This is a genomic window from Lentzea sp. NPDC003310, from assembly GCF_040610935.1.
Classification (GTDB): domain Bacteria; phylum Actinomycetota; class Actinomycetes; order Mycobacteriales; family Pseudonocardiaceae; genus Lentzea.
Window position 1 is genome coordinate 102,509 of the sequence record NZ_JBEXNC010000002.1, and the last position, 15,976, is coordinate 118,484.

Sequence of the window (15,976 nt, forward strand, 5' to 3'; positions counted from 1 at the left end):
GGTTCAGCCGCGATCGTCACTTGTGCGTCACTTCTCACCCTCTCGGCAACTGGTAGCCGAGCAACTTTACAGTGGCGTAACGAATTACCTCTCGCTGAAGTACCCGCTCTCACAGGTGACCTCAGTCACCGCAACACTTTCGAGTGACTTGCGAGCGTTGTGGCGGGCGAGGTTCCACTCCCGCCAGTCCTTCTCCGGCGTGCGGTTCTTGACCCACCGCAGGGAACACGAGCGCTCGTACTCCGGCAACCGCACCAGCGCGGGCACCGCGTCCTCGGACAGCTGCGACAGGTAGTACGTGTCGATCTTCTTGGTGGCCTCGAACCGCGACACGTTGTAGTCGGCGACCACCCGTTCGGGGTTCATCGCCACCACCGCGAGGAAGAACCCGGTGCCGGTGGCGACGATCGCCTTGGGCAACCAGTTGGCGCGCAACGAGATCCCACTCGCGATGACCATCAGGTACACGACCGCCAGCCACACCTCGCACGACGCGACGAGCAGCCGCAGCACCGTCCACCCGTACGCCTGCTGGTAGAACCACATGCGACTGAGGGCACTCGCCACGATGACAAGTGTGAGAACAGCCAGCGAACCGAGCAGGACCCGCAGCCACAACTGGTCCCGCTGCGTCTTCTTCACCGCGAACCGCGCGACACCGGCGATCACGCCGAGCGTGAGGATCGTGACCCACAGCAGCTGCCAGAACCCGGACCGCGCGTACTCGGCGAACGTCACGCCCGCCGTCTTCATCACGTACGCCTCGCCACCGAACAACACCGCGAGCTGCGTCCCCACAAATCCGGTGAACAACACCACGAGCACGCCGACCGGCAACCCGTAGTCCTTGAGCCGCAACGACCCCGGCTTGCCCGCGGCGTCCTCGTCGATCTCCGGCGGCGCCGCCACCAGGTAACAGGCGCCGAGCGCCCCGAGCGCCGCGACACCGCCGAAGAATACCTGCTGCACGTAGTCGTCGACGTCGAGCTCGGGCACCAGCCCCTCGAGGAAGTCGCTGAACCCCTTGTCCGCCCCGGCGAGCAACGACCCGAACACCAGCAACAGCACCAACGCCACACCGACCGAGATGAACGGCCGGATCCCGATCGGCCCCCGCCGCCGGAACCCCTTGGCCACCCACGGAATCGACCGGAACGCCCCCAGCCCGACCCCGACCGCGCCGAACACGAGCCCCTTGACCGACCGCCCACCGCCCATGGCGATCGACCCGCACAGCATCGAGGCCAGCAGGCTCAGCGGGAAGATCCACTCCGCGGCCCGCAGGAACCCCATCGCGAGGAACGCGAGAGCCGCGGCCAGCCACAGCGCCCGTTCGACCGTCGGCTTGCCCGCGAAGAACAGCACGGCACCGACCCCCACCAGGCCGGCCAGGAACCAGCCGACGCCGTTGTTCGGCACGGCGAGGAACGCACCGCCGAGACCCGCGACGAGACCCGCGAGCATGGCCTTGGCCGGCGCGCCCGTCGTGGGTGGGCGCCACCAGGGCAGGAAGGGGACGCCGGGGGCGGTCGTGGCGGCGGCTCCGGCGGGGTAGCGGGGTGGGCCCTGCCACGGCGACGGTGGGGGGAGGGTGGCGGTGACGACCTCGGCGGGCTGGACGGGTGGGGTGGGCAGCGGGGAGGCGGGCTTCTCGGCCACCGGCTTGGCCACGCTCTCGGCCTTCGCCGCGGCCACCGGCTTGTCCGCGCCCCCGGCCTTGGCCGGCTCCTGTTCCGAAGCCGCCGCCTGGCCCTCGCTCGCCGGCCGATCTTGTCGGACCTCGCCGCTAGGTTCAACGGTGGGGGTTCCCGACTCGGGGGTACCCCTGCGAGAGCCTGCCTCCACAGCGTCCGGCTCCTCCTTCGAGGCCTCAGCCTTCAGCCCAGCCGGCTCCTCGTCACCGCCGGGCTTCCCCGCCACCGGCCGGTACCCCACCTTCCGCAGGTGCCGGTACCGCCCCCGAGCCGCCTTCCCCTCGGGCGAGGCCTTCTCCCCAGGCATGTCAGTCGAGTCAGTCATCGTCTCTCTCCCAAGCCCGAAAACGGGCGCGCTTCACCGCCGCACCAGCCAAGCCGGTGCGGACCAGAGTCAGTAAGAGGCTTAAGTCAGCGAGGCAACGTCACCCGGATGCACGACCCGGGATCCACCACGGCGATCGTCCCGCCGTGCAGGTCCACCACCCACCGGGCGATGGCGAGCCCGAGCCCGGTCCCGCCACCGCCCGCCCTCTCCCCTCGGGTGAACCTCTCGAAGATCCGGGACCGGTCGGCCGGCGCGATGCCCGGCCCCTCGTCCCGCACCTCCAGCACCACACCGGACGCGGACGCGTACCCGGCGACGGACACCAACCCCCCGGTGGGTCCGTGCCGGGCCGCGTTGTCCACCAGGTTCACCAGCACCTGGTGCAGCCGCTCCCCGTCGGCCAGGACCGTCAGGTCCCCGGCCACGTCGATCGAGAACGACGCCGCAGGAGCCGCCACCGCCGCCTCGGCCACCACGTCGGCGACCAGGGACGAGACCGACAACGTCTCGCGGTTCAGCGAGAGCACGCCGGCGTCGATCTTCGACAGGTCGAGCAGCTCGGTGACCAGTCGCCCGAGCCGTTCGGTCTGGGCGAGAGCGGTCTTCATCGTCTGCGAGTCCGCCTCCGCCACCCCGTCGACCACGTTCTCCAGCACGGCCTGCAGCGCCGAGATCGGCGTCCGCAGCTCGTGCGACACGTTCGCGATCAGCTCCCGCCGCTGCTGGTCGGCGGCGGCGAGGTCGGACGCCATCACCGTGAACGCCTCGGCGAGCTGGCCCACCTCGTCCGACGACGTCGCCCGGACCGACCGCGAGTAGTCCCCGGACGCCATCGACCGGGCGGCCGAGGTCATCTCGCGCAGCGGCGAGGTCATGCCGTGTGCGAGCAGCTGCGAGGTCAGCAGGCCCAGGACCAGCGCGATCAGGGTCGTCCGCGGCGGCAGCCACCCCGTCACGTATCGGAAGTAGGCGAACGAGACGCACCCGGACACCACGATCACGATGCCGAGCTTGAGCTTGATCGACCGCACCGAGTCCAGCGGACGCGGCAGCATGTCCAAGACCTCCAGCAAACGCCTCACGGCGCCACCTGCCGCGGTACCTCCAGCGCGTACCCGATCCCGTGCACGGTCCGGATCAGGTCGGCACCGAGCTTGCGCCGCAGCGCCTTCACGTGCGAGTCCACCGTCCGCGACGACGCGCCCTCGTGCCACCCGCACGCCTCCGCCAGCAGCCGTTCCCGCGCCTGCACGGCGGACGGGCGTTCGGCGAGGAACACCAGCAGGTCGTACTCGGTGGGCGTCAGGTGCGCCTCGACGCCGGACCGCGACACCCGCCGCGAGGACAGGTCGATCAGCAGGTCGCCCAGCTCCAGCGACCGGGACGACACCGACCTCGACACCCGCCGCAGCAGCACGTGCACGCGTGCCGCCAGCTCGCGCATCGAGAACGGCTTGGTCAGGTAGTCGTCCGCCCCCACGGCGAGCCCGACCAGCAGGTCGGTCTCGTCCCCCCGCGCGGTCAGCATCAGCACCGGCACCGACCGCGACGCCTGGATCCGCCGGCACACCTCGAGCCCGTCGTACCCCGGCAGCATCACGTCGAGAACCACCAGGTCCGGCAGGAAAGCAGCCGCGGAGGCCACTCCGGACGGCCCGTCGTGCGCCACCGCCACCTCGAACCCCTCCGCCCGCAGCCGCGCGGCCACGGACTCGGCGATCGTGATGTCGTCCTCCACGACGAGCACCCTGCGCTGACCTGTCATGACGGCGACTTTATGGGTACGACGTGGAGGACGCCGGGACAAGTTGTGAAGATCGTGTGCAGAAGCGCGAGGTAGGTTCTCGACATGAACGTCCTCGAAGCGGTCCTGGAGAGGATCACCTACGCCAACGAGGACAACGGCTACACCGTCGCGAAGGTCGACACCGGCCGCGGCGACCTGGTCACGGTCGTCGGCGCGCTGCTCGGCGCGCAGCCGGGCGAGTCCATCCGCATGCGCGGCACGTGGGGCTCGCACCCGCAGTACGGCAAGCAGTTCCACGTCGACGACTACACGACGGTCCTGCCCGCGACGATCCAGGGCATCCGCCGCTACCTCGGCTCCGGCCTGATCAAGGGCATCGGCCCGGTGCTCGCGGACCGGATCGTCACGCACTTCGGCGTGGACGCGCTGGACGTCATCGAGAACGAGCCGCAACGGCTCATCGAGGTCCCGAAGCTCGGCCCCAAGCGCACCAAGCTCATCGCGGACGCCTGGGAGGAGCAGAAGGCCATCAAGGAGGTCATGGTCTTCCTCCAGGGCGTCGGCGTCTCCACCAGCCTCGCCGTCCGCGTCTACAAGCAGTACGCGGACCAGGCCATCGAGGTCGTCCGGAACGAGCCGTACCGCCTCGCCGCCGACGTCTGGGGCATCGGCTTCCGCACCGCCGACGTGATCGCGAAGGCCGTCGGCATCCCGCACGACAGCCCGCAACGGGTCAAGGCGGGCCTGCAGTTCACGCTCTCCGAGGCCACCACCAACGGCAACTGCTACCTGCCCGAACAGGCCCTCATCGCGGACGCCATCAAGATCCTCCAGGTCGACACCGGCCTGGTCATCGACTGCCTCGCGGAGCTCGTCGAGGAGGAGGGTGTGGTCCGCGAGGAGCTGCCGGACGACGAGATCGCGATCTACCTGGTCCCGTTCCACCGCGCGGAGATCTCGATGGCCGCGCAGCTCAAACGACTCCTGCACGCCGACACCGACCGCATGCCGAGCTTCGCGACCGTCGACTGGGACAAGGCCCTCGCCTGGCTCGGCACCGACCTCGAGGAGCACCAGGCGGAGGCGGTGAAGCTCGCCCTGACGCAGAAGGTCGCCGTCCTGACCGGCGGTCCCGGCTGCGGCAAGAGCTTCACGGTCCGCTCGATCGTCCGCCTCGCCCAGGCCAAGCGCGCCAAGATCGTGCTGGCCGCCCCGACCGGACGGGCGGCGAAGCGCCTCACCGAGCTGACCGGCCACGAGGCCCGCACCGTCCACCGCCTGCTCGAGCTCAAGCCCGGCGGCGACGCGGTGTACGACCGCGACCACCCGCTCGACGCCGACCTCGTGGTCGTCGACGAGGCCTCGATGCTCGACCTGCTGCTCGCGAACAAGCTCGTGAAGGCCGTCCCGCCCGGCGCGCACCTGCTGCTCGTCGGCGACGTCGACCAGCTCCCGTCCGTCGGCGCGGGGGAGGTGCTGCGGGACGTGCTGGCGCAGGGCAGCCCGGTCCCGAACGTCCGCCTGACGCACATCTTCCGCCAGGCCCAGGAGTCCGGCGTCGTCACGAACGCGCACCGCATCAACAGCGGCGACTACCCGATCGTGCAGGGACTCCCGGACTTCTTCCTCTTCAGCACCGACGAGGCCGAGGACGCGGCCGCGCTGACCGTGGACGTGGTCGCGAACCGCATCCCGCGCAAGTTCCGCCTCGACCCGCGCAAGGACGTGCAGGTGCTCGCCCCGATGCACCGCGGCCCGGCCGGCGCGGGCGCGCTCAACACCGTGCTGCAGGAGGCCCTCACGCCGTCACGCGACAACCTGCCCGAGAAGCGCTTCGGCGGCAGGGTGTTCAAGCTCGGCGACAAGGTCACCCAGATCCGCAACAACTACGACAAGGGCCGCAACGGCGTCTTCAACGGCACCCTCGGCGTCGTCATCGGCCTCGACACCGTCGAGCAGAAGCTCACCATCCGCACCGACGAGGACGAAGAGGTCGACTACGAGTTCTCCGAGCTCGACGAGCTCAGCCACGCCTACGCGATGACGATCCACCGCTCCCAGGGCAGCGAGTACCCGTGCGTGGTCATCCCGATCACGACCAGCGCGTGGATGATGCTGCAGCGCAACCTGCTCTACACCGCGGTCACGCGCGCCAAGAAGCTCGTCGTGCTGGTGGGCAGCAAGCGCGCGATCGGCCAGGCGGTGCGCACGGTCGGGGCGGGCCGCCGCCACACGGCGCTGGCCCACCGGCTGCGGACCGCGTGAGAGCGGTTTCGTCAGTCCAGGCTGCGGACGATCACAGGCTCCAGACCCTCGTCGTCGTCCGCGAGAGAACCGCGCCAGGGGAAGGAGATCTCGGCGACACCGTCGTTGTAGAGATGATCCATGGCTGGGACTCCCGCTTCTGCTCAGACTTGGTCGTGGGCGAACCTCGCTGTCCGTCGAGTCGGTTTCGGCCTCACTGCACAATAACCGCTGCGGTGCTGACCCAAATGGTATTGATTTTCGTCACAGCGCGCCAAGTGGGCGGTTCGCGCGTCCCAAAAACCGGACGGTAATCATCCGGTCGGTCGAACGGACTGGCGATGATCGGCCGAACGGCCCATGATCGACGATCATGCGGACCGCCGTCGCCCTGCTCGCCTGCCTGGCCCTCCTGCTCAGCCCCGCGCCCGCCCCCGCGGAAGGTCCACAAGAGACGTTCGTGCTGCGCGTGCCCGCCCCGAAGGGTGATTCCGCGCAACGGTTGCTGGGCCTCGGCTACGACGTGCTGGAACAGCGCGACGGCGACGACCTGTTCGTCCTCGGCGACCGGCGGACGTCCGGGAAACTCCGCGCGGACGGGTTCCCGTCCACCGTCGAGAAGACGATGCCGCCGCCGCGGTGGGAGCCGCGCTCGCTCGCGGACCCGACGTACTACGGCGGCTACCGCACCCTCGCCGCGCAGTACGCCCACCTCGACGAGGTCGCGCGGGCGCACCCCGACCTCGCGACCGTCGTCGACTACGGCGACTCGTGGCGCAAGACCCAGGGCAGCGGCGGGTACGACCTCAAAGCCGTCTGCATCACGCGGAAGACCCCCGGCGACTGCGCGTTGACGCCGACCGCCCCGAAGCCGCGCCTGTTCGTGATGGGCCAGCTGCACGCCCGCGAGATCACCACCGGCGACATGGCGTGGCGGTTCGTCGACGACCTGGTCGGCTCCGACCTCACCGCGATGCTCACCGACCTGGAGGTCTGGGTCGTCCCGATCGCCAACCCGGACGGCGTCGAGATCGTCGAGTCCGGCGGCGACTCACCCGTGCTGCAGCGCAAGAACGCCAACGGCACCTGCACCTCCGGCCCGCGCGGCGTCGACCTGAACCGCAACGCGGGCTCGCACTGGGGCGAGGTCGGCTCGTCCACGAACAAGTGCAGCGAGACCTACCGCGGCGTGCGCGCCGACAGCGAGGTCGAGGTCCAGGCGCTGGAAGCGTTGTGGCGCAAGCTCTACCGCGACACCCGCGCACCCGGCGACACCGCGGCCGCCTCCGCCGACACCACCGGCGCCGTGATCTCCATGCACAGCTACGGCAACTACGTGCTCTTCCCGTGGGGCTGGAGCACGCAGAAGACCGGCAACGACGCCGCCCTGCGCAAGATGGCGAACGACATGGCCGCGCTGTCGGGCTTCAAGGCCGGCCAGCCCGGTGAGGTGCTGTACAACGCCTCCGGCGCGACCGACGACTGGGTGTACGACGACCTGGGCGTGCCGAGCTTCGTCTGGGAGATCGGCACGAACTCCGGCAGGTGCGGTGGGTTCCTGCCGCCGTTCTCGTGCCAGCAGGACGTGCATTGGCCGAAAGTGCGTCCCATGCTCGTTTCGGCCATGAAGGCAGCGAAACGCCCCTACTGACGCGTTGTGGGGCCATGGGGACACGTTTACTGGCCACCGCCGCCGCGTTCAGCCTGCTCTTCACCGGGACCGCGGTCGCCGACGACACCGCTGTCGACCGCCGGATCGTCCAGGAAGGGCTGGACGAACTCGCCGCCATCGGAGTCGCCCAGGGCACTCAGGCGCACGTCACGGACGGCCGGACCCGCTTCACCGCGCGGTCCGGAACCGCCGAGAGGAACTCCCCGCGCCCGGTGCCGCCGAACGGCCGGTTCCGCGCCGGCAGCATCACCAAGTCCTTCACGTCGACCGTCGTGCTGCAGCTCGCGGGCGAGGGGAGGCTCGACCTGGACGCGCCGGTCGTCCGGTACCTGCCCGGCCTGGTCGACAGCCGGATCACCGTCCGCCACCTGCTCCAGATGACCGGTGGGCTCTTCAACTACACCAACGCGCTCTCGTTCGACCCGCAGGGCTTCGAGCCCATTAGGTTCCGGCGGTGGCAGCCGGAGGAACTCGTCGCCATCGCCACCGCGGAGCCGCTCGACTTCGAGCCGGGCACGAAGTGGAACTACTCCAACACCAACTACGTCGTCCTCGGCCTTCTCATCGAGAAGATCACCGGCAGGCCCTACGAGAAGGCCGTCGCCCAGCGGGTGCTGAAGCCGTTGCGCCTCGACGACACCACGTTCCCGGGCGACGACGTGGAGATCCGCGGACCGCACGCCCACTCCTACGGCATCGTGAACGGGCAACCGGTCGACACCACGCGCTGGAACCCGTCGGTCTTCTGGGCCGCCGGTGACGTCATCACGACCACCCGCGACCTCAACGCCTTCTACGCCGCGTTGCTCGGGGGCAGGCTGCTCGAGCCCGCCCAGCAGGCCGAACTGACCAGGACGACCTCGGTGAGCACCGACTACGGTCTCGGCGTCTTCGTGGAGAAGGCCCCGTGCGGCACCACGATCATCGGGCACCCCGGCGGTGTCCCCGGCTTCGCGACCTATGCCTACTCCACCCCGGACTTCCAGCGCCGGGTGGAGCTCTCGATCAGCTCTGGCGTCGGTACCGGCGATCCGACGAACGCGTACGCCAAGCTGATCAACGAGATCTTCTGCTGACGACTCTCAGCAAAACCCCTAGGGACTCCGTGCGACCTGAGGAGGATGCGGCCCACCCCGGTTCCTCGATTAGCTGGGACGCATGGGGAAACGATTGGTAGCCACAGTCACCGCCGCGAGCCTGCTGGCACTGACCACCGGGGGAGTCGCGTCGGCGGACACGTCGAGCGTCGACCGCAAGGTGATCCAGCAGGCTCTGGACCAGGTAACGCAGAGCGGGGCGGCGCTCGGCGTGCAGGCGAGGGTCACGGACGGGCGGCAGCGCTTCACCGCCACCTCCGGCAAGGCCGAGCTGAACAGCGACAGGCCGGTGCCGGACAACGGCCGCTTCCGCGTCGGCAGCATCACCAAGACGTTCGTGTCGACGGTGCTGCTGCAGCTCGCGGGCGAGGGGAAGGTGGACCTGGACGCGCCGGTCGTCCGCTACCTGCCCGGCCTGGTCGACGGGCGCATCACCGTCCGCCAGGTCCTGCAGCACACGAGCGGGCTCTTCAACTACACCAACGCGTTGCCGCTCAGCCCGGACGAGTTCGAGAAGATCCGCTACAAGCACTGGTCACCGCAGGAGCTCCTCGCGCTCGCGACGTCGAGGCCGCTCGACTTCGATCCCGGCACGCAGTGGAGCTACTCCAACACCAACTACGTCGTCGCCGGCCTGCTGATCGAGAAGCTGACCGGCAGGCCCTACGAGAAGGCCGTCGAGCAGCGGATCCTGAAGCCGTTGCGCCTGAACGACACCGAGGTGCCCGGGGACAACCCGAACATCAAGGGCCCGCACGCCCACGGGTACTGGACGGTCGCCGGCAAGCCGTCCGACATCACCCGCATCAACCCGTCGGTCGCCTGGGCGGCGGGCGAGATGATCTCGACGACCAAGGACCTCGACACGTTCGTCACCGCGCTGTCGAGCGGCAAGCTGTTGCGGCCCGCACAGCAGGCCGAGATCAGCAAGACCACGGCCGTCAGCCCCGGCTACGGACTCGGGCTGCAGGTCGAGACCCTGCCGTGCGGCACGAAGGTGTGGGGCCACGGCGGCGGCATCCCCGGCTACTCGTCGCAGCTGCTGACGACGCCGGACAGCAAGAAGCGCTTCGAGCTCAGCGCGACCAGCGGCCCCACCGAGGGCGACCCCGGTGAGGCCTTCAACAAGATCCTGACCGAGGTCTTCTGCTAGGCAACGCAAAAGGGGAGCTGGGTTGACCCAGCTCCCCTCCCGGCGTTCTAGAAGAACTAGTTGAGACCGTTCTTCATCGCTGCGACCAACTCACCGTTCGTGGTGTCTCCGGACATCTCCCAGAAGAAGGCGCCACCGAGACCCTGGGTCTTCGCATACCCCATCTTGCCGTTGATGGTGGCCGGGGTGTCGTAGCTCCACCACTGGTCACCGCACTTGGCGTACGCCGTGCCCGCGACCGTGCCGTTGGACGGGCACGAGTTCTTGAGCACCTTGTAGTCCTGGATGCCCGGCTCGATGCCCGGCGCGGGGCCGGTCGCCGTGCCGCCAGGAGCAGCCTGCGTCACACCCGTCCAGCCGCGGCCGTAGAAGCCGATGCCGAGCAGGAGCTTGTTGGACGCGACGCCCTTGCCCTTCAGCTTCTGGATCGCCGCGTCGGAGTAGAAGCCGGCGGTCGGGATGCCAGCGTAGTTCGTCAGCGCCGAGTGCGGAGCCGTCGGGCCCTGGGCGGCCCAGGCGCCGAAGTAGTCGTACGTCATGACGTTGTACCAGTCGACGTACTGCGCGGCGCCCTTGTAGTCCGCGGCGTCGATCTTGCCGCCGTTGGTGCCGTCGGCGGTGATCGCCGAGGTGACCAGGTAGTTCGGGCCGAAGCGCTCACGCAGCTTCTGCATCAGGATCCGGTAGGAGTCGAAGCCGCTGGTGTCGCAGGTGAGACCACAGGCGTTCGGGTACTCCCAGTCGATGTCGATGCCGTCGAACAGGTTCGCCCAGCGCGGGTCCTCGAGCAGGTTGTAGCAGGAGTCCGCGAACGCACCCGCGTTCCTCGACGCCTCGGCGAAGCCGCCGGACCAGGTCCAGCCACCGAAGGAGTACAGGATCTTGATGTGCGGGTACTTCTTCTTCAGCTTCAGCAGCTGGTTGAACGCACCGCGCACCGGCGCGTCCCACACGTCCGCCACACCGTCGACCGACTCGGCCGCCGTGTACGACTTCTCGATCGCCGGGAACGACTCGCCGATCACGCACTTGCCGCCGGTCACGTTGCCGAACGAGTAGTTGATGTGCGTGATGTTCGCGGCCGTGCCGGAGGTGTCGATGTTCTTCGGCAGGTAGTTCTTCGCCGGGTAGGTGCCCCACTCGGTGAAGTAGCCGAGGTTGATCTTGCCACCGGGCTGCGGGTTGCCCGTCGTGGTCGTCGTCGTGGTGGTCGTCGACGTCGTGGTCGACATCGTCGTGGTGGTCGTCGGGTTGGTCCCGCCGGCCTCACACGAGCCACCGTTGAGCTTGCAGTTGGTCGGCGCACCGAACGTGCCGGTGTACGCGCCGTTGAAGCCGAAGCTCACCGACCCGCCGACACCGATGCTGCCGTTCCAGGTGTTCTTGACCGTGACGGTCTGGCCGCTCGTCGTGTACGAGCCGTCCCACAGCGAGGTGACCCGGTGGTTGGCCGGGAGCGTGAACTCCACGGTCCACGACGTCAGGGCCGCCGCGCTGTTGTTCTTGATCGTGTACTTGCCCTCGAAGCCCGTTCCCCAGTCCGAACCCTTGGAGAACGTGGCGGAAACGCCACCGGCACCGCTCGCGGCGGGCACGACGACGATTCCGAGGACCAACGCGGACAGGGCCGCGAAGAGAGCAGCTAGATGCCATCGGAACTTGGACATCGGTCTCCTCAGTCGCAGGGGGTACCGGAACGATGTGGTTTAGACCACTCGAAGGTCAAGGTCTAGACCTCTGCCGTCACTCGAATGGAGCAGTCCGAAAACGATTTAGTAGGCCCGGAATGTCTCGGTTCGGTCTACTTGATTAACTATTTTTAAGGTTGCGCGCGGTGGATCTCGCGGTCGAGTTCCAGCAGAGCGACCGCTCACAATGGACGGTCACGACTTCGTTCTGCGTCAAAGGGTTTCCTCGTGGCGTGGGCTCGGCCGCGGTCGCACGTTCGGGTAGAACCGAGTGGTCCGCCGCGCATTCCGCCCGCGCCCGAGCCGACGATGGGGACGTGACCCTCCTCGCGACGATCTTCGACCTCGACGGCACCCTCGTCGACAGCGCCGGCACGTGGCAGGAGGTGGTCGGTGCCGTCACCGCGCGCCACGGCCGCACGCCCGAGCGCTCGTCACCGGAGTGCGTGGACGGCATGGTCGACGCGGTCACGCGCGGCGCGTTCGGGATGATGCCCGGCGCCGCCGAGCTCGTCGCCCAGGCAGCGGAGCTCGGGCCCGTGGGACTCGTGTCGACGGCGCCCCGCCGGTACGTGCGGGCGGTGGCGTCGGCGTCCGGGCTGCGGCGGCACGTGGAGGCCATCGTGACGGGTGACGACGTTGTCAACGCCAAGCCCGCGCCGGACCCGTACCTGCTCGCCGCGCGCAAGCTCGGTCTCGACCCCGCCCAGTGCCTGGCGGTCGAGGACTCGCGCTCCGGCATCCGGTCCGCACACGCCGCAGGGCTGACCGTGCTCGCGATCCCCGGCGCCGCCACCGCGCGGGACACCGAGGTGCTGGCGCTGGCCGCCCGCGTGGTGCCCGACGCCCGCGTGGCGGCGAAGGAGATCTGCCGGTTGTGGGTGAACGTCTACGCGCTCAGCCGATAGCGCGTTCCGCACCCCAGGCCGCGATGTCCTCCCGGCTCTGCAGCCCGAGCTTGTCCCGCAAGCGTTGCAGCCGCGACGCCACGGTCCGCACGGACACGTTGAGGCGGTTCGCGATCTGCTGGTTCGTGAGGCCCGTGGAGAGCAGCGCGACCACACGCCGTTCGTGATCGTCCAACGAGTCGAACGCGGCCTCCGTGCGGTCCAGCCACACCTCGTCCTGGATGAACGCCTCGGTCTCTGTGGCGGTCAACGGCGTGGAGGCGGCTTCAGCGCGCGCAACGGACAGCATCAGCCGTGCGGTTCGCATGGCTCCAGCGACTTTCTCCGCCCAGAACGGGTTCGGCACCACGCCGACAGAGCGGCGCATGGCCCGTCCGGTCGCTTCGAGCCGTAGCGCGCGCTCGGCCTGACCGCGCGTCAACGCGACCACGGCGAGACCTTCCAACGCGTCGGGAGCGGTCAAAGGGTTGAGTCCGTCCATCCGCAACGCTTCCTGGAAAGCGTGGGTGGCCTCGTCGAGGTCGCCCTGCACCAATGCGACCGCACCGCGCGTGTTCAACGCCGAAGCAATGCGCGCGGGAACACCTGACGCGCGTGAGATGGGCAACGCCGACATGACGTTCTTCTCGGCGCGTTCGTGCTTGCCCAGCGACAGCTCCGTGCGTGCCAGATCGACCAACGCCGTCGCACGGGCCAACGGCTCACCCAGCAGTTCCGCGACCCTCAAGCACTCCGTGTTGCTCACATCCGACGCCTCCCACTCGCCGGACGACTGCTGCACCGCGGCGAGCGTGCTGCGGCTGCTCATCACCAGCGCGGGGTGCCCGATCCGCCGCACCAGCCGGGACGCCTCGGCCGACAGTTCTACGGCCTCGCCGTGATCGCCCTGCTCGGCCGCGAACCGCGCGGCGTGGTTCAGCGCGACGCAGCGGTAGTCGTCCCGGGTGGACGGTCGCCGCAGCGCGTCCCGCAGCATCACCCGCGCCTGGCCGAGCCTGCCGCGGCGCGCGGTGCAGTCCGCGAGGGCCGAGGTGAGCAGCAGCAGCCGTTCGTCCCGGCGGTCGGCCGCCCACTCGACCGTGCCGAGCAGGCTGTCGACGTGGTTGTCGAGCTTGTGCTGCACGTCCGCGGACATCGACAGCGGCGCGGTGACCATCACGTCCGACAGGTCGGTGAACCAGCGGGCGAGCGCCTCGTAGGCGACGTCCAGTTCACCCGCCGCCAGCAGCTTCTCCCTGGCGTGCAACCGGATCGTCTCCAGCTGCCGGAACCGCGTCGTGCCGGGGATGGCCGCCAGCAACGACTTCGCCTGCAACCGCGACAGCACGTCCAGCACGGGCTCGGCCGACCGCTCCGACGAGCAGACCTCGTTGGCCGCGGCCAGGTCGAAACCGCCGTCGAAGACCGACAGCCGCCGCAACGCGAACTGCTCGTCCGGCCGCAGCAGCTGGTAGCTCCAGTCGATGGCCTCCCGCAACGAGCTCTGCCGCGACGGCGACTTGCGGCACCCCAGCGTCAGCAGTTCGAGCGGCTCGTCCATGCGGTCGCAGATGTCCGCGACCGGCAACAGCTGCACCCAGCGCGCGGCCAGCTCGATCGCGAGCGGCATGCCTTCGAGCCGCGCGCACAGCAACGCGACGGCGGCGGTGTTGTCGACGGTCAGCCGGAAGTCGGGCTTGCGCTCGCGAGCGCGGTCCACGAACAGCCGCACGGCCTCCGACCGCGGCGCCGCCGTCGTGACGAGGTCGCGGTCCGTCGACGGCACCGGCAGGCCCTCGACGTGGAAGCTCACCTCGCCGGTGATCCACAGCGCCTCGCGCGACGTCGCGAGCACCCGGACGCCGGGGCAGCGGCTGAGCAGCGTGTCGGTCAGCTCCGCGCACGTGTCGAGGAGGTGCTCGCAGTTGTCGAGGACCACGACCACCTTCATGTTCACGAGCGTCTCGACGACGGTGTCGCGCAACGGTTCGTCGGTCACCGCGGTCACTCCGAGCGCGTCAGCGAGGGCCGGCATGACGTCTCGGGCAGCGGTGATCTCGCCCAGCGCGACCAGGAGCACCCGGTCCGTCCGCCCGCGCCGCAGCCGGCCGGCGGCCTCCAGCGCGAGCCTCGTCTTGCCCGCACCCGCACCACCGACGAGCGTGACGAGACGGTGCCGGCGCAACAGCTGGTCGAGCTTCGACAGCTCCTGCTGGCGGCCGACGAACGTGTCGCGCGCCGCGGGCAGGTTCGAGAGCACGCGCAGGTTCTGCCTGGTCGCGGGGGCGGTCGAGGACACGGTGACCCGGCGGCGGTACGCCCGTTGGCGGCAGGCGTTGGAGCAGTAGGACCTGCGTTGCTCGGAGGTGGCGGGAGGCATCGTGCCGCCACACGACGCGCAACTCCCGGTGGTTGTCATCAGTCCCTCTCCTCAAGCCGTAACGCCAGGCCGGTGCTGTCTCGGTGCGGCGTTCTCGCAGGTCGTGTGCTGTGACCTGATACGTGCGACCCGTTACGCCTTCGCCTGCGCGAGACGGTTCGCAACCTCTTCGTTATGCCTGCCTTCCAGTAGTCCTCGTTCGGGAACAAACTGGTGACTGGTCCGGTCTGACAGGGAGTGCGCATGACGTTGACGACGAGCACCTCGTGGGCGAGCGCAGGTCTGCAACTGGTGGACAAGCCCCGCACGATCACCGTCGGCATCGCCGACGACGAGGTCCTGATCCGCACGGGCGTCCGCGGCGTGCTGGAGCGTTCGGGCAACGTCGTCGTGGTCGGCGAGGCAGGCGACGGAGGCGCGGCCCTCGAACTGGCGCGACGCCAACGCCCGCAGGTGCTGCTGATGGACGCGTCCATGCCCGGCATGGAGGGCCTCGCGGCGGTCCGGATGGTGCGCAGGCACGTGCCGGGCACGCAGGTGATCATGCTGTGCACCCAGCAGACCGAGGAGATGCTCTTCCCCGCCCTGCGCGCCGGCGCCGCCGGATTCCTGTTCAAGAACGGCGAACCGGACGCCCTCGTGAAGGCCGTCCGCGCGGTGGCCGCCGGAGAGGCGATGCTCTCGCCGTCCGCCACCCGAGCGTTGATCGACCACTTCACCGGCGCCGACTCGGAACGCCGTGACGCCGCACGCAGCCGCATCAGCCTGCTCACCCGACGCGAGCAGGAAGTGCTGGTGTACCTGGCGCAGGGCATGGCGAATGCACGGATCGCACGGCTCATGTACCTCTCAGAAGGGGCGATCAAGGCCCACGTCAGCCGACTGCTGACGAAACTCCGGTGCGACAACCGCGTCCAGGCCGCTCTCATCGCACGCGACGCCGCCCTTCCATGCTGAACCCGACAACTGCTGCAACGGCGCGAAGGCCAGCCTAGCCACGGATTTTCGCGCCGCGAAGCAGGTCACCCGGTTGGCCCCGTCCGGAATGATGTCGCTTTCCCGCCAGCGTCTCGGTAGGAATGGCGT

Annotated in this window: 11 protein-coding genes; 6 read left to right on the forward strand and 5 right to left on the reverse strand. The window is 69.3% G+C overall.

Annotation, left to right across the window (positions count from 1 at the left end; all coding sequences use genetic code 11):
* Positions 1-84: 84 nt before the first annotated feature.
* From ABZX02_RS03055 to ABZX02_RS03065, 3 genes are all read right to left on the reverse strand, one after another.
* Positions 85-2,019 carry a DUF4153 domain-containing protein gene (locus tag ABZX02_RS03055; protein ID WP_355294437.1) on the reverse strand — a complete coding sequence of 645 codons (1,935 nt, stop codon included), beginning with the start codon at positions 2,017-2,019 and terminating at the stop codon, positions 85-87.
* A gap of 86 nt (positions 2,020-2,105) precedes the next feature.
* The gene (locus ABZX02_RS03060; RefSeq protein ID WP_355294992.1) at positions 2,106-3,077 is read right to left on the reverse strand and encodes a HAMP domain-containing sensor histidine kinase; all 972 of its coding nucleotides are present in this window, start codon (positions 3,075-3,077) and stop codon (positions 2,106-2,108) included.
* Between the two features lie 23 nt (positions 3,078-3,100).
* Positions 3,101-3,787, reverse strand: coding sequence for a response regulator transcription factor (locus ABZX02_RS03065; RefSeq protein ID WP_355294438.1), 687 nt, complete (start codon positions 3,785-3,787; stop codon positions 3,101-3,103).
* 84 nt (positions 3,788-3,871) lie between these two features.
* On the opposite strand from ABZX02_RS03065, the gene ABZX02_RS03070 reads away from it, so the two are divergent.
* The 4 genes from ABZX02_RS03070 to ABZX02_RS03085 all read left to right on the forward strand — a co-directional run bounded on the left by ABZX02_RS03070 (position 3,872) and on the right by ABZX02_RS03085 (position 9,935).
* A complete protein-coding gene (locus ABZX02_RS03070; protein ID WP_355294439.1) occupies positions 3,872-6,034 on the forward strand; it encodes an ATP-dependent RecD-like DNA helicase in 2,163 nt (720 codons plus the stop codon).
* Positions 6,035-6,386: 352 nt separating this feature from the next.
* A complete protein-coding gene (locus ABZX02_RS03075) occupies positions 6,387-7,664 on the forward strand; it encodes a M14 family zinc carboxypeptidase (protein ID WP_355294440.1) in 1,278 nt (425 codons plus the stop codon).
* Between the two features lie 14 nt (positions 7,665-7,678).
* On the forward strand, positions 7,679-8,761 hold the full coding sequence (locus tag ABZX02_RS03080; protein WP_355294441.1) for a serine hydrolase domain-containing protein: 1,083 nt from the start codon (positions 7,679-7,681) through the stop codon (positions 8,759-8,761).
* A gap of 82 nt (positions 8,762-8,843) precedes the next feature.
* A complete protein-coding gene (locus ABZX02_RS03085; protein ID WP_355294442.1) occupies positions 8,844-9,935 on the forward strand; it encodes a serine hydrolase domain-containing protein in 1,092 nt (363 codons plus the stop codon).
* Positions 9,936-9,991: 56 nt separating this feature from the next.
* Here the strand turns inward: ABZX02_RS03085 and ABZX02_RS03090 are convergent, their stop codons facing one another.
* Positions 9,992-11,602 (reverse strand): glycosyl hydrolase family 18 protein, encoded by a 1,611-nt coding sequence (locus tag ABZX02_RS03090; protein ID WP_355294443.1) that lies wholly within the window; start codon positions 11,600-11,602, stop codon positions 9,992-9,994.
* A 338-nt stretch (positions 11,603-11,940) separates the two neighbouring features.
* Between ABZX02_RS03090 and ABZX02_RS03095 the strand changes: the two genes are divergently transcribed.
* A complete protein-coding gene (locus ABZX02_RS03095) occupies positions 11,941-12,531 on the forward strand; it encodes an HAD-IA family hydrolase (protein WP_355294444.1) in 591 nt (196 codons plus the stop codon).
* Here ABZX02_RS03095 and ABZX02_RS03100 read toward each other — a convergent pair.
* Complete coding sequence (locus ABZX02_RS03100; protein ID WP_355294445.1) at positions 12,521-14,929, reverse strand: LuxR C-terminal-related transcriptional regulator; 2,409 nt, start codon at positions 14,927-14,929, stop codon at positions 12,521-12,523. The genes ABZX02_RS03095 and ABZX02_RS03100 overlap by 11 nt on opposite strands.
* Positions 14,930-15,133: 204 nt before the next feature.
* Here ABZX02_RS03100 and ABZX02_RS03105 point away from each other — a divergent pair, with 204 nt between their 5' ends.
* Entirely contained in the window at positions 15,134-15,847 is a 714-nt protein-coding gene (locus ABZX02_RS03105) for a response regulator transcription factor (protein WP_355294446.1), read from the forward strand.
* Positions 15,848-15,976: the final 129 nt, after the last annotated feature.

What these genes read in the sequence shown, in the direction of transcription:
- ABZX02_RS03055 (WP_355294437.1), bottom strand. Translation starts at nt 2,019, where the DNA reads ATGACTGACTCGACTGACATGCCTGGGGAGAAGGCCTCGCCCGAGGGG.
- ABZX02_RS03060 (WP_355294992.1), bottom strand. Translation starts at nt 3,077, where the DNA reads ATGCTGCCGCGTCCGCTGGACTCGGTGCGGTCGATCAAGCTCAAGCTC.
- ABZX02_RS03065 (WP_355294438.1), bottom strand. Translation starts at nt 3,787, where the DNA reads ATGACAGGTCAGCGCAGGGTGCTCGTCGTGGAGGACGACATCACGATC.
- ABZX02_RS03070 (WP_355294439.1), top strand. Translation starts at nt 3,872, where the DNA reads ATGAACGTCCTCGAAGCGGTCCTGGAGAGGATCACCTACGCCAACGAG.
- ABZX02_RS03075 (WP_355294440.1), top strand. Translation starts at nt 6,387, where the DNA reads ATGCGGACCGCCGTCGCCCTGCTCGCCTGCCTGGCCCTCCTGCTCAGC.
- ABZX02_RS03080 (WP_355294441.1), top strand. Translation starts at nt 7,679, where the DNA reads ATGGGGACACGTTTACTGGCCACCGCCGCCGCGTTCAGCCTGCTCTTC.
- ABZX02_RS03085 (WP_355294442.1), top strand. Translation starts at nt 8,844, where the DNA reads ATGGGGAAACGATTGGTAGCCACAGTCACCGCCGCGAGCCTGCTGGCA.
- ABZX02_RS03090 (WP_355294443.1), bottom strand. Translation starts at nt 11,602, where the DNA reads ATGTCCAAGTTCCGATGGCATCTAGCTGCTCTCTTCGCGGCCCTGTCC.
- ABZX02_RS03100 (WP_355294445.1), bottom strand. Translation starts at nt 14,929, where the DNA reads ATGACAACCACCGGGAGTTGCGCGTCGTGTGGCGGCACGATGCCTCCC.
- ABZX02_RS03105 (WP_355294446.1), top strand. Translation starts at nt 15,134, where the DNA reads ATGACGTTGACGACGAGCACCTCGTGGGCGAGCGCAGGTCTGCAACTG.